Source organism: Saccharothrix algeriensis, assembly GCF_016907655.1.
Lineage (GTDB): Bacteria > Actinomycetota > Actinomycetes > Mycobacteriales > Pseudonocardiaceae > Actinosynnema > Actinosynnema algeriense.
In genome coordinates, this window is the sequence record NZ_JAFBCL010000001.1 from 5,330,801 (window position 1) to 5,343,481 (window position 12,681).

A 12,681-nucleotide genomic window follows, 5' to 3' on the forward strand; every position below is an offset into this window, starting at 1 on the left:
GGCGGTGCCCGCCCGGCGGGTCCGTGCGGGCGGGCCCGCGTCCGCCGGGATCGGCCGCGGCTGCCGGGTCGGTGGTGGTTCTGCCGGATCGGCCAGTGGTGGTTCTGCCGGCCGGGTGGGGCTGCCGGGTCGGTGGGGCTGTCGGGTCGGCTGTGGCTGCCGGGCCGGTGGTGGCCATCGGGTCGGTCGGTGGTCAGCTCGGCCGGTGACGGTCGGGTCGGCCGGTGGCGGCCGGTGATGGTCGGGTCGGCCGGTGGCGGCCGGCGGTGGCGGCCGGTGCGCGGGCCGGTGGTGGGACGACGGCGAGGGGCGGGCGGCGGTGGGTGGAGCGGGTGGGTGGTCCGGTGCTCGGGTTGGTGGCGTCGGCCGCCGGCGGGGTGGAGCGGTGGTTCCGGACCGGGCTGGCGGAGCCGCTGGCCCGGCGGGGGTGGCGGCTGGCCGTCACGCTGACCCCGACCGCCGCGCGGTGGCTGGAGCCGGAGCTGCCCGGCCTGGCGGGGTTGACCGACCTGCCGGTCCGCTGGACCTCGCGGCTGCCGTCGGAACCGAAACCGCACCCGGTGCCCGACGCGTTCGCGTTCGCGCCCGCCACGCTCAACTCCCTCGCGAAGCTCGCCGTGGGCATCGGCGACAACCAGGCGCTGACCGTGCTGTCCGAGGCGCTCGGGCGGCGCGCGCCGCTGGTGGTGCTCGCCCAGGTCGGCCCCGACCAGGCCCGCCACCCCGCCTACCGCGGCCACCTGGCGGTGCTGCGCGAGGCCGGGGCGCAGGTGGTGACCGGGGGCCCGGAGGAGGTGCTGGGTGCACTCGCCGTGTTCGAGGCGCGACGGTCCGAATTGACAGCCAAGCGAGACGCGTAGCAGGCTTGCCCGTGTCGAAATCGTACGGCCGGGATCGTGAGCGGGCTTCGGTTCTCCGCTTCCTGTCCGCGCCGGGTGGTCTGCTGGCCATCGACGGTCCGCCGTGCTCCGGGAAGACGCTCCTGCTGGGCGAGGCGGTCGACGCGGCCCGCGACCGGGGCTACGCGGTCGCCCTCGTGCCGGGTTCGCGGGTGGCCGGCTCGGCCGCCGTCGCCGAGGTCCTGGGCGCGCCGGCGGGCGCCCGCCCGCTGCTGGCCGTCGACCGCGCGCACGAGGACCCGGCCGCCCTGCTCGCCCTGCTGCCGCTGCTGCGCGCGCGCCGCGTCACCACGCTCGTCGCGCTGGGCGGCACGCGCGCCGACACCGGGGTCCGGCGCGCCCTGGGCCCCCACGACGAGGTCGTCGACCTCTGGCCGCTGGACGAGGGCGCGGTGCGGCGGATGCTCGACGACCTGCTGGGCGTGCCGCCGGCCGCGGACCTGGACGCGCTGGCCGCGTCCGCCGCCGGCCACCCCGGGCTGGTCGCCGCGCTGGTGGCCGGCCTGCGCGAGGAGGGCCGGCTCGACCTGCGCGACGGCACGGCCCGCGTGCGCGGCGCCCGGCTGCCCCGCCGGGTGCGCGACCACGTGCGCGGGCAGGCGGGCCCGCTGTCCGCCGAGGCCACCCGCGTGCTGCGGGTGGCGGCGGTGATCGGCGAGTCGGCCCCGCTGCCGGAGGTCGCCGCGGCGCTGGGCGACACGCCCGCCGCGCTGCGGCCCGCCGTGGCCGAGCTGGCCGCGTCCGGCCTGGTGGCGTGCGCGGGCGAGCGGCTGGCGTTCGGCTCGGAGCTGGTGCGGCGGGCGGTGGTCGAGTCGGTCCCGCGGTTCGCGTCGCGCGCGCTGCGCGACGACGTGGCGGTGCTGCGCGCGGAGGGGCCGCCGGGGCAGGACCGGGGCGCGGAGGCCGTGCGCGCGGTGCGGGCGCTGGCGGCGGCCGGGCGGCTCCGCTCCGCCGTCGCGCTGGCCCGCGCCGGCCTGGACCGCGGGCTGCCCGCCGGGCACGCCGCCGAGCTGCGCCTCGCGCTGACCGGGGTGCTGCTCGCGGTCGGCCGGCCCGCCGAGGCCGTGGCCGAGGCGCAGCAGACCACGTTCGCGCCGGACGTGCCGCGACCGCTGCGCCACCTGGCCGCCGCCGGGCGCCTGCTGGCGCTGCACCGCTCGACCGGCGACCGGGTGGGCGCGCACGCGATGTCCGTGCTCACCGCGCGCGACCGGGCGGCCAGCGACGCGGACGTGGTGATGGCGGCGGCCGTGCGCTCGTGCCTGGAGTGGTCGGCGGGCCGGCTCGCCGAGGCCCTGTACTGGGGCCGCGAGTCGACCCGCTGGGAGCTGGACCGGCCGACCGCGTGGTGGCAGTCGCACGCCGCGGTGGCGTTCGCGCTGAAGCTGTCCGCGCTGGGCGAGTTCGACCGGGCCGGGCGGCTGGTGAGCGGCGACGGGCCGGAGGCCGACGCGGCGCTGCCGGCGGGCGCGCCGGCAGCGCGGGCGATCGCCCGCGCCCGCGTGCTGGCGCAGGCGGGCGACCTGGTGCGGGCCCACGCCGCCGCGGCCGCCGGCCTGGGCCTGGCGCGCGACCGCGGCCTGCGCGTGCTCGTGCCGCCGGCGTCGACGGTGCTGGCGGTGGTGGCGCTGCTGCGGGGCGACGTGCGCGGGGCGGCCCGGCACGTGCGGTGCTGCGGCGACGGCGACCCGGTGGCCGACCTCGGGCAGCGGGACTGGGTGGAGCTGCTGCTGGCCCACGCCCAGGACGGCCCCGCGCGGGCGTCGGACCTGGCCCGCGAACGCCTGGCGGACCCGGCGCGCGCCCGCCGCGTGCTGGTCGGGGAGCCGGGCGCGGCGCCGTGGCTGGTGCGCCTGGCGCTGGCCGAGGGCGACGGCCCGCTGGCGCGGGCGGCGGCCGGCGCGGCGCGGGCCCTGGCGGAGGGCAACCCCGGCTACGCGGCGGTGTCGGCGGCGGCGAGCCACGCCCGCGCGCTGGTGGAGCGGGACGCGGGGGCGCTGCTGGCGGTCACCGGGCAGCACCGGCACCCGTGGGCGCGGGCGGGCGCGCACGAGGACTTGGCGCTGCTGCTGGCCGAGGAGGGCCGGGCGGAGGACGCCGACGCGCACCTCGCGCGGGCGCTGCTGATCTTCGAGCGGATGGGCGCGGACGGCGAGGCGGCCCGCCTGCGCGCCCGGACCCCTCCCACCGGTCCCGCGCAGGACACCCCCGCCCATGACGGGGCCGCCGCGCCCGACGCCGCACCGGCCGGCGCCACCGCGCACGACGGCACCCCGCACGACGGCACTGGGCACGGCGGCACCCCGCACGACGTCGCCCCGGCCGGCGCCATCCCGATCGGCAGGGACGAGCCGCCCCTCCCCACGCCGGAACGCGACACCGCGCGGACCTGAGGCGCCGCGCGGACCTGCCCCGGCCGCCGCCCGCGCCGAAGCACACCCGACCGCCCGCGCGCGCACCGCCCCGCCACCGGCCCCGAGCCACCCCGCCGTGAACCACCGGTCACGAGCCGATCGGCCGCGAGCCGTCCTGCCACGAGCCGTCCTGCCGCGAACCGATCGGCCGCGAACCGATCGGCCACGAGCTACCGCCACGAGCCGCCCTGCCATGAGCCGCCCTGCCGCGAACCGACCGGCCGCGAACCGCCCCGCCGCGGGTCAGGCCGACCGCGGCCGGGGCACCGCCGGCCCCGCGAACGCGTCGGCGAGCAGGAAGCGCACCTCGTCCACCACCCGGTCCGCGTCGTCGGACGTGACCACCGCGCAGTGCACCCCCCGCGACGCCACCTCCAGGGCCAGGCACTCGGTGTAGGCGACGGCGGCGGCGCGGGAGGCCGCGTGCGCGACCACGTTCGACCGGGGCACGGCGGCGGTGGGCGGTGCGACCGTCACGATCGTCCCGCGCTCCCGCACCACCATCCGCGCGGCCACCGCCCGCGAGACGTGGAAGACGCCGTCCGCGTTCACCGCGAAGCTGTGCGCCCAGTCCTCGTCGGTCAGCGACAGCGGCGGGCCGGGCCGCAGCTCGCCCGCCGTCGCCACCAGCGCGTCCACCGGCCCGAACTCGCGCTCCACCTGGTCGACCAGCGCGTCCACGGCGGCGCTGGAGGTCACGTCGACCTGCCTGCCCGCGATCCGCAGCCCCTCGCCCTGCCACCGCTCGACCAGCGCGGCCAGCCGCGCCCCGTCGCCGTCCACGACCGCGACCAGCGGGCCCTGCCGCGCGAGCCACCCCACCACCGCGCGGCCCAGCGGCGTGCAGGCCCCGGTGACCAGCGCGATACCGCGCCCTGAACAGACGTTCATCCCCAGCGCTCCCCAGTTCTGCCCGTGACGAACTGCAGACGAACGTAATCGCCGGGAGGCCCGTTGGGGAACCGCTCGCGGGGCAGCCGGGCGCAACGGCGGTCGTACGGCTCCCCGGTGGGTCGGACGAACGGCGGAACCCTAGACTCAACGGCCGTGGTCCACCAGCCGATGATCGCCCCGAGCATCCTGTCCGCCGACTTCGCCCGCCTCGCCGAGGAGGCCGCCGCCGTGCCCGGCGCGGACTGGCTGCACGTGGACGTCATGGACGCGCACTTCGTGCCCAACCTGACCATCGGCCTGCCGGTGGTGAAGTCGCTGCTCCGGGCCACCGACACCCCGCTGGACTGCCACCTGATGATCGAGGACCCGGACCGCTGGGCCGTCGGCTACGCGGAGGCCGGCGCGCACAACGTGACGGTGCACGTCGAGGCCGCCGCCGATCCCGTCCGGATCGCCAAGGACCTGCGCGCGGCGGGCGCGAGGGCCGGGCTGTCGCTCAAGCCGGGCACGCCCATCGAGCCCCACGTCGACGTGCTCAAGCACTACGACACGCTGCTGGTGATGTCGGTCGAGCCGGGCTTCGGCGGGCAGGAGTTCATGGCCGACGTATTGGACAAGGTCCGCACGGCCCGCCGCCTGGTCGACACCGGGCACCTGACGCTGCTGGTGGAGATCGACGGCGGCATCAACGCCGACACCGTCGAGCAGGCCGCCGAGGCCGGGGTGGACTGCTTCGTCGCCGGGTCCGCGATCTACGCCGCCGACGACCCGGCCCGAGCCCTGGAGAACCTGCGCGCGCAGGCGTCCCGCGCGCGGTGAACGCCGCAGGCAGGGCGCCGGACGGGTCCGCCGTCGCCGAGGCGATGGCCCTGGCCGTCCGGGCCGGCGCGGGCGTCCACGGCACGACCAGCCCCAACCCGCCCGTGGGCGCCGTGGTCCTGTCCGCGGCCGGCGAGGTGGTCGGCGTGGGCGCGACCCGGCCGCCGGGCCAGGCGCACGCCGAGGTCGTGGCGCTGGCCGAGGCGGGCCCGCGGGCCCGCGGCGGCACCGCCGTGGTCACCCTGGAGCCCTGCGCCCACCACGGCCGCACCCCGCCGTGCGCCCTGGCCCTGGTCGAGGCCGGAATCGCCCGCGTCGTCTACGCCCACGCCGACCCGAACCCGGAGGCCGCCGGGGGAGCCGGGGCGCTGCGCGCCGCCGGGGTCCGCGTCGAGCACCTGCCCACGCACGTCGAGCCGCTGCGGGCCTGGCTGCACCGCGCCCGCACCGGCCGCCCGCACGTCACGTGGAAGTACGCCGCGTCCCTGGACGGCCGCACCGCCGCGCAGGACGGCACCAGCCGGTGGATCAGCTCCGCGGAGGCCCGCGCCGAGGTCCACGCGCTGCGCACCACCGCGGACGCGATCGTGGTCGGCACCGGCACCGTGCGCGCGGACGACCCCCGGCTGACCGCGCGGGGAACAGGCGTGACCCGCCAGCCGTTGCGAGTGGTCGTGGGCACCGGTGAGCTGCCGCCGCACGCGCGCGTCCTGGACGACGAGGCGGAGACGCTGCACGTCCGCACGCACGACCCCGACGTGGTGCTGGCCGAGCTGGCCCGGCGCGGTGTGGTCGACGTGCTGCTGGAGGGCGGGCCTACGCTGGCGGGTGCGTTCGCGCGGGCGGGCCGGGTCGACCGGGTGCTCGCCTACGTGGCGCCGAAGCTGCTGGGCGGCGGACCGCCGGTCCTGCGCGACGCGGGGGTGTCGACCATCACCGGGGCAGTGGGGTTGGTCGTGGAGCAGGTCAGTATGTGCGGACCGGACGTGCGGATCTCCGCGGTGCCGGCGTCGGCGCGTTAGAGGAGGAACGGTGTTCACCGGGATCGTCGAGGAGTTGGGTGAGGTCGTCGCGACGACCGACCTGCCGGACGCGGCGCGCGTCACAATCGCGGGACGGCTGGTGACCAGCGACGCCGGGCACGGCGATTCCATCGCGGTGAACGGCGTCTGCCTCACCGTCGTGGACGTCGCCGACGGGGCGTTCACCGCCGACGTCATGCGCGAGACGCTGGTGCGCAGCAGCCTGGCCAAGGTCGCGCCGGGCGACAAGGTCAACCTGGAGCGCGCCGCCGCCGTGGGGCAGCGGCTGGGCGGCCACATCGTGCAGGGCCACGTGGACGGGACGGGCGCGGTGCTGGCCCGCGAGAAGGCCGAGCACTGGGAGGTCGTCCACATCGGACTGCCGCCGGGCCTGAGCCGGTACGTGGTGGAGAAGGGCTCGATCACCGTGGACGGCGTGTCGCTGACCGTCGTGGCGGTGACCGAGGACCGGTTCAGCGTCAGCCTCATCCCCACGACCCTGGAGCTGACCACGCTCGGCCGGCGCGGCCCCGGCGACCTGGTCAACCTGGAGGTCGACGTGCTCGCGAAGTACGTCGAGCGGCTCGCGCTGCCGCACCTGCGCGCCGCGGGCGCGGAGGGATCGCTGTGAAGGACTTCGCCGACATCGAGCGGGCGATCGCCGACGTCGCCGCCGGCCGCCCGGTGGTCGTGGTGGACGACGAGGACCGGGAGAACGAGGGCGACCTCATCTTCGCCGCCGAGAAGGCCACGCCGGAGCTGCTGGCGTTCATGGTGCGCTACACCTCGGGCTACGTGTGCGTGGCGCTGACCGAGGCCGACTGCGCCCGGCTCGACCTGCCGCCGATGTACCACACCAACCAGGACCAGCGCGGCACCGCGTACACGGTGACCGTGGACGCGCGCGAGGGCGTGACGACCGGCATCTCGGCCGCCGACCGCGCGCGCACCATGCGGCTGCTGGCCGACCCGTCGTCGGACGCGAAGGACTTCACCCGCCCCGGCCACGTGGTGCCGCTGCGCGCGCGCGACGGCGGGGTGCTGCGCCGGCCCGGGCACACCGAGGCCGCGGTCGACCTGTCGCGGCTGGCGGGCCTCGCCCCGGCCGGCGTCCTGTGCGAGATCGTGTCGCAGAAGGACGAGGGCGACATGGCGCGGCGCGACGAGCTGGAGGTGTTCGCCGCCGACCACGACCTCGCGCTGATCACCATCGCCGACCTGATCGCCTACCGGCGGCGGGTGGAGACGCAGGTCGTGCGGGTCGCCGAGGCGCGCATCCCGACCGCGCACGGCACGTTCACCGCGGTCGGCTACGACTCGAAGCTCGACGGCGTCGAGCACGTGGCGCTCGTGTGCGGCGAGATCGGCGACGGCGAGGACGTGCTGGTCCGCGTGCACTCGGAGTGCCTGACCGGCGACGTGTTCGGCTCGCTGCGCTGCGACTGCGGGCCGCAGCTGGACGCCGCCCTGGAGGCGGTCGCGGCGCAGGGGCGCGGCGTCGTGCTCTACATGCGCGGGCACGAGGGGCGCGGCATCGGGCTGATGCACAAGCTGCAGGCGTACCAGTTGCAGGACCACGGCGCGGACACCGTGGACGCGAACCTGGCGCTGGGCGTGCCGGCGGACGCCCGCGACTACGGCACGGGCGCGCAGATCCTGGGCGAGCTGGGCATCAGGTCCATGCGGCTGCTCACCAACAACCCGGCCAAGCGGGTCGGCCTGGAGGGCTACGGGCTGACCGTCCTGGACCGCGTGCCGCTGCCCGTCTCGCCGAACCCGGAGAACCTGCGCTACCTGCGCACGAAGCGGGACCGGATGGGGCACGAGCTGCACCAGCTGGAGCAGTACGAGGCGCTGGGCCAGGGCGGCGCGGTCGTCAGCACGACGGAGGGCGTGGAATGAGCGGCGAAGGCCGACCGGGGTCGGCGGTACCGGACGCGGCGGGCGTGCGCCTGGCCGTGGTGGCGACCCGGTGGCACGAGAGGATCACCTCCCGGCTGGTGGAGCGGGCGCTGGAGGCCGCGGCGCGGGCCGGCGCCGGGTCGCCGACGGTGGCGCGGGTCGCCGGCGCGATCGAGCTGCCGGTCGTGGCGCAGGAGCTGGCGCGCACGCACGACGCCGTCGTGGCGCTGGGCGTGGTCGTCCGGGGCGGGACGCCGCACTTCGAGTACGTGTGCGACGCGGTGACGGCGGGCCTGACGCGCGTCGCGCTGGACAGCGCCACCCCGGTCGGCAACGGCGTGCTGACCTGCGACACCGAGGAGCAGGCGCTGGCCCGCGCCGGGTTCGAGGACTCGGTGGAGGACAAGGGCTTCGAGGCCGTGGTGGCGGCGCTGGACACCGCGCTGGTGCTGCGGTCCCTGCGAGCGGCGTCGTGATCGCGGTGGCCGTCGAGTTCCGCCCCCGCCGCATCCGCGCCGTCGCGGTCGTCTGCGCGGTGTTCCTCGTCGTGGTGTTCGCCGTGGTCGGGTGGCTGCTGGGCGACACGCCGACCGGTGTGATCTTCCGGACCTCCGACCAGGTGGCGATGGTCCTGCTGGGCGTGCTGCTGGCGGCCGGCGTGCTGCTGCTGGCCCGGCCGCGGGTGCGGGCCGACGAGCGGGGCGTCGAGGTGCGCAACGTCGTCACCGCGCGCCGCTTCGAGTGGGACGAGGTGCTGGCGGTGTCGTTCCCGGACGGCGCCTCGTGGGCGCGCCTGGAGCTGCCGGAGGACGAGTACGTGTCGATCATGGCCGTGCAGGCGGTGGACCGCGACCACGCGGTCGCGGCCGTGCGGGCGCTGCGCGAGCTGCACCGGGCCGCCACGCGCTGACCGGGTGGTCCGGCCCCCGCCTCCGCGTGGGTCGGGCACACCTCGGCCCCGGGAGCGCGCCGACGCGCGCCCGGCGTTGACCGGGCGGTTCGCGGTGGCCGCGCGCGTCGGCCCGTCCCGCGGTCAGTCCCGTCCCGCGGTCAGCCGAGCGCCGCGTACAGGGCCCGGACGACCGGTTCGACGCGCGCGTCCAGCCCCGGCGGACCGGGCACCAGCTCGGTCGTGGTGTAGGCGAAGGTCAGCCGGCGGCCCGGGTCGGCGAACGCGGTGGTGCCGCCCGCCCCGCCGTGCCCGAACGTGGGCGCGCCGGCCGGCGTCCCGTCGCGGCGGGGCAGCACGAAGCCGCGCCCGAACCGCTGCTCGACCGGCATCGCCGGGGTGGACAGCACCTGGTCGGGCCCCGAGGTCTCCGGGCGCAGGACGTCCGCGAGCGTGTCCGGGGTGAACTCGTCGAGCAGCCAGGAGTACAGCCGGGACAGGCCGCGGGCGTTGGACACCCCGCCGGAGGCCCCGATCTCCGCGGCCCGGAAGCGGCGGTCCTCGGCGGCGGCGGCCGTGTCGCCCGGCAGCGCGCCGTTGAGGGTGAACGCCGGCATCAGGTGGGGGCTGATGAACTGCGACAGGTCGACGTCGCCCAGGGCGTCCGGCGCGGGCTGGTGGGACACGACGCGGGCGAGCCGGTGCTCCTCGGCCTCGGGCAGGCCGATCCAGAAGTCGGCGCCCGCCGGCCCGGCGACCTCCTCGGCGAAGAACCGCCCCAGGCCGCGCCCGTCCACCCGGCGCACCAGCTCGCCGACCAGCCAGCCGAAGGACTGGGCGTGGTAGCCGTAGGCCGAGCCGGGCTCCCACGCCGGCGCGGCGGCGGCCAGCGCCTCGGTCACGGCGCCCCAGTCCAGCACGTCCTCGAAGGTCAGCCCCGGCTCGGGGGCCAGCACGCCCGAGCGGTGCGACAGCAGCCAGCGGACCAGGGTCGAGCCCTTGCCGCGGCGGGCGTACCCGGGCCAGTAGCGGGTGACCGGCGCGTCCAGGTCGAGCAGGCCGCGCTGGACCAGCAGGTTGGCGCAGGCCGCCGTGGCGCCCTTGGTCGCCGAGAACACGACCTGGACCTCCTCGCCGGACCGGCCGCGCCACAGGTCGATCACGGGCTCCCCGCCCACGTGGGCGCAGCACTGCGCCGGGTCCCCCCCGGCCAGGAACACCTCCGCCACCTGCTCGAAGCCGGGCGCGACGGTTCCCTCGACGGTCAGCGGCATCGGACACCTCCGATCGGGGCGGCGCGGGCACGCGTGCCGCAAAGGGTTCGAGTATCCCGATCGGCGCGATTCCATAGCAGATGTCCACCGATCGTGGTCGGCGACGCGCCGTGCGCGGATCGGTGATCGCGCCTTGCGCGGACCGGTGATCGGGCCGTGCGGCGCGGCGTCGCCCGCCGGTGGTGCGGTCGGCCGACCGGTGTCCGCCATCGGCACCCTTCCGGCGGACCGCCGGCCTGCCTAGGTTCAAGTGGTCGGCGTGGACTTCCCCGGGGGTGCGCATGCGGAGACGGTCGGTTCTGACGGGTGCGGTCGCGGCGGCGGGCGCGGTGACCCTGGGGCTCAACCCCGCGGCGCGGGCGCAGCGGCCCGGCGCGTCCCGGGCGCCCGAGCTGCTGCTCGGCGACTTCCCGGTGGTGGGCCGCGTGCGGGCGCGGCGGGCGATGGAGCACCTGCGGGTGCTCAGCGACCGCATCGGCCAGCGGATCGGCGGCACCGAGTCCGAGCACCGGGCCCGCGACCACCTCGCGGGCGTGCTGCGGGACCTGCGCTACCGGGTCCGGCTCCAGCCCTTCGCCGTGCCGGACAAGTACCTGTCGGCGCTGGCGCTGCCGGACGGGACGACCTGGCACGCGGGCGCGTCCCGGTTCGGCGCGCTCGGCGCCGCGGCCACCGGCCCGCTCCTGGACGCCGACACCGGCGCGGCGCTGCCCGCCGACGTCACCGGCAGGGTCGTGCTGCTGGTGAACGTCCCCACCGGCTCCACCGCCGTGCACGACGCGGTGGCCAGGGGCGCCGCCGCGGTCCTGATCGGCCGCGTCAACGCGCCGCTGGCGGGCAAGACCAGCGCGTTCTCCCCGACCCTCGCCTCGGCCGTGGGCGTCCCCGTGCTCGGCCTCGCCCAGTTCCACGTCGAGCGGCTGCGCGCCGCCCCGCCCGCGTCGCTGACCGTGTCCACCACCCACCACGCGTCGCTGACCTCGTACAACGTCATCGCCGAGCGGCCGGCGACGTTCGGCGGGCAGGGCGTGGTCATGGTGACCGCCCACTACGACAGCGTGCCCGGCTCACCCGGCGCGAACGACGACGGCAGCGGCACCGCGCTGGTGCTCGAACTGGCCCGCGTGCTGCGCCACCTGCCCACCCACCGGGCGCTGCGGTTCGCCCTGTGGGGCTCGGAGGAGCAGGGCCTGCTCGGCTCCCGCCACTACGTCGGCGGGCTCGCCGACGCGGAGGCGGCGCGGATCGCGGGCGTGTTCCAGAACGACATGGTCGCCACCAGCCACGGCCCGGCCAGCGCCTACTGGCTGCTCTCGGTCGACGGCGGCGACAACGCCACCACGCGCGAGGTCGCCGCGGCCGCCGCGCGGCTGGGCTACGACCCGCGCGTGCACGGCCCGGTGGCGCGGGGCAGCAGCGACCACGTGCCGTTCCACGAGCGCCGGATCGCCGCCGCCAACTTCAGCTGGCGCGGCGAGGGCGGTCCGCACCAGCTGGAACCGCTCTACCACACGCCCGAGGACACCATCGCGGGCAACGTCAGCGCCGAGCGGCTCCAGGTGTCGCTGGAGCTCATCGGGGCGGCGGCGTACCGGTTGGCCTGCTCGCGGGCCTAGCGGCGGCGAGGAACCGCTCGCCGAGCACCCGCAGGTGCTCGGCGAGCTCCGGTGGCCGCCGCACGTGGAAGTCGAGGCCGATGAGCCCGATCCACAGCCCCAGCTCCTCCAGCGACGGCGACCCGACCGTCAGCAGGGTGGTGCGGTCGTCGATGCGCTCCAGGTGCACCGACGTCCGGGAGGTGCGGGGCAGGACCTCCTCCAGCGGCGCGTGCACGACCAGCTCCGCCTGGTGGGTGTAGGGGGCGACGGACAGCTGCCGCGACACGTAGGACGCCAGGTCGTCCGCCGGCGGCTCGCGCGGCGGGAAGCGGGCGCCCGGCGAGGGCTCCTCCGGTATCCGGTCCACCCGGAACGTGCGCCAGTCGCCCTTGTCGACGTCCCACGCCACCAGGTACCAGCGCCGCCCGGTGTGGGCCAGCCCCAGCGGCTCGACGTGCCGCCTGGTCTCGCCCTCCCGCCCGGCGTACCGGAACCGCAGCCGCTGCCGGTCCCGGCACGCGCCGGCGATCGCGGTCAGCGTCGCGGGGTCCACGGTCGCGACCGCCGGCGTGAGCGCGACGGTGTGCTCCTGCAGGGCGTTGACCCGCCGCCGCAGCCGGGACGGCAGCACCTGCTCCAGCTTCGCGAGCGCCCGCACCGAGGTCTCCTCGATGCCGGCGACGGTGCCGTTGGCGGCCGTCCGCAACCCGACCGCCACGGCCACCGCCTCGTCGTCGTCGAGCAGCAGCGGCGGCAGCTCCGCGCCCGCGCCCAGCCGGTAGCCGCCGGCGACGCCGGGCGCGGCGTTCACCGGGTAGCCCAGGCTGCGCAGCTTGTCGACGTCCCGGCGCACGGTCCGCACGTCCACCTCCAGCCGCGCGGCCAGGTCCCGCCCGGTCCAGTCGCGGCGGACCTGGAGCAGGGACAGCAGCTTGAGCAGGCGGGCCGACGTCTCCAGCACGCCGGCCAG

General features: G+C 77.4%; 12 protein-coding genes. 9 read left to right on the forward strand and 3 right to left on the reverse strand.

The genetic code is table 11. From position 1 onward, the window contains the following. Nucleotides 1–344: 344 nt before the first annotated feature. Together JOE68_RS24420 and JOE68_RS24425 are read left to right on the forward strand one after the other, a co-directional pair. Complete coding sequence (locus JOE68_RS24420; protein WP_307819865.1) at nt 345–860, forward strand: flavoprotein; 516 nt, start codon at nt 345–347, stop codon at nt 858–860. A gap of 11 nt (nt 861–871) precedes the next feature. Beyond that, nucleotides 872–3,292, forward strand: a complete 2,421-nt coding sequence (locus JOE68_RS24425) for a hypothetical protein (RefSeq protein WP_204844608.1) — start codon at nt 872–874, stop codon at nt 3,290–3,292. A gap of 264 nt (nt 3,293–3,556) precedes the next feature. Here the strand turns inward: JOE68_RS24425 and JOE68_RS24430 are convergent, their stop codons facing one another. Beyond that, a complete protein-coding gene (locus tag JOE68_RS24430) occupies nt 3,557–4,204 on the reverse strand; it encodes an SDR family NAD(P)-dependent oxidoreductase (RefSeq protein WP_204844609.1) in 648 nt (215 codons plus the stop codon). A 171-nt stretch (nt 4,205–4,375) separates the two neighbouring features. On the opposite strand from JOE68_RS24430, the gene rpe reads away from it, so the two are divergent. Genes rpe through JOE68_RS24460 form a run of 6 tightly spaced genes read left to right on the forward strand, consistent with a single transcriptional unit; the run spans nt 4,376 to nt 8,860 of the window. Further along, nucleotides 4,376–5,026 carry a ribulose-phosphate 3-epimerase gene (rpe, locus tag JOE68_RS24435; protein ID WP_204846264.1) on the forward strand — a complete coding sequence of 217 codons (651 nt, stop codon included), beginning with the start codon at nt 4,376–4,378 and terminating at the stop codon, nt 5,024–5,026. Nucleotides 5,027–5,070: 44 nt separating this feature from the next. After that, nucleotides 5,071–6,048, forward strand: a complete 978-nt coding sequence (gene ribD, locus JOE68_RS24440) for a bifunctional diaminohydroxyphosphoribosylaminopyrimidine deaminase/5-amino-6-(5-phosphoribosylamino)uracil reductase RibD (protein ID WP_204846265.1) — start codon at nt 5,071–5,073, stop codon at nt 6,046–6,048. 10 nt (nt 6,049–6,058) lie between these two features. After that, nucleotides 6,059–6,679, forward strand: coding sequence for a riboflavin synthase (locus JOE68_RS24445; RefSeq protein ID WP_204844610.1), 621 nt, complete (start codon nt 6,059–6,061; stop codon nt 6,677–6,679). After that, the gene (locus JOE68_RS24450; protein ID WP_204844611.1) at nt 6,676–7,950 is read left to right on the forward strand and encodes a bifunctional 3,4-dihydroxy-2-butanone-4-phosphate synthase/GTP cyclohydrolase II; all 1,275 of its coding nucleotides are present in this window, start codon (nt 6,676–6,678) and stop codon (nt 7,948–7,950) included. Before JOE68_RS24445 ends, JOE68_RS24450 begins: the two co-directional genes overlap by 4 nt. After that, complete coding sequence (gene ribH / locus JOE68_RS24455; RefSeq protein WP_204844612.1) at nt 7,947–8,426, forward strand: 6,7-dimethyl-8-ribityllumazine synthase; 480 nt, start codon at nt 7,947–7,949, stop codon at nt 8,424–8,426. The genes JOE68_RS24450 and ribH overlap by 4 nt, the downstream gene beginning before the upstream one ends. Before the next feature lie 5 nt (nt 8,427–8,431). After that, complete coding sequence (locus JOE68_RS24460) at nt 8,432–8,860, forward strand: PH domain-containing protein (RefSeq protein WP_204846266.1); 429 nt, start codon at nt 8,432–8,434, stop codon at nt 8,858–8,860. Nucleotides 8,861–9,000: 140 nt separating this feature from the next. Here JOE68_RS24460 and JOE68_RS24465 read toward each other — a convergent pair whose 3' ends face one another. Then, nucleotides 9,001–10,113: a serine hydrolase domain-containing protein gene (locus JOE68_RS24465; protein WP_204844613.1), complete on the reverse strand. Its 1,113-nt coding sequence runs from the start codon at nt 10,111–10,113 to the stop codon at nt 9,001–9,003. Between the two features lie 281 nt (nt 10,114–10,394). Between JOE68_RS24465 and JOE68_RS24470 the strand changes: the two genes are divergently transcribed. Beyond that, the gene (locus JOE68_RS24470; protein ID WP_204844614.1) at nt 10,395–11,729 is read left to right on the forward strand and encodes a M28 family peptidase; all 1,335 of its coding nucleotides are present in this window, start codon (nt 10,395–10,397) and stop codon (nt 11,727–11,729) included. Here JOE68_RS24470 and JOE68_RS24475 read toward each other — a convergent pair. Further along, nucleotides 11,686–12,672 carry a helix-turn-helix transcriptional regulator gene (locus tag JOE68_RS24475; protein ID WP_204844615.1) on the reverse strand — a complete coding sequence of 329 codons (987 nt, stop codon included), beginning with the start codon at nt 12,670–12,672 and terminating at the stop codon, nt 11,686–11,688. The genes JOE68_RS24470 and JOE68_RS24475 overlap by 44 nt on opposite strands. Nucleotides 12,673–12,681 lie beyond the last annotated feature (9 nt).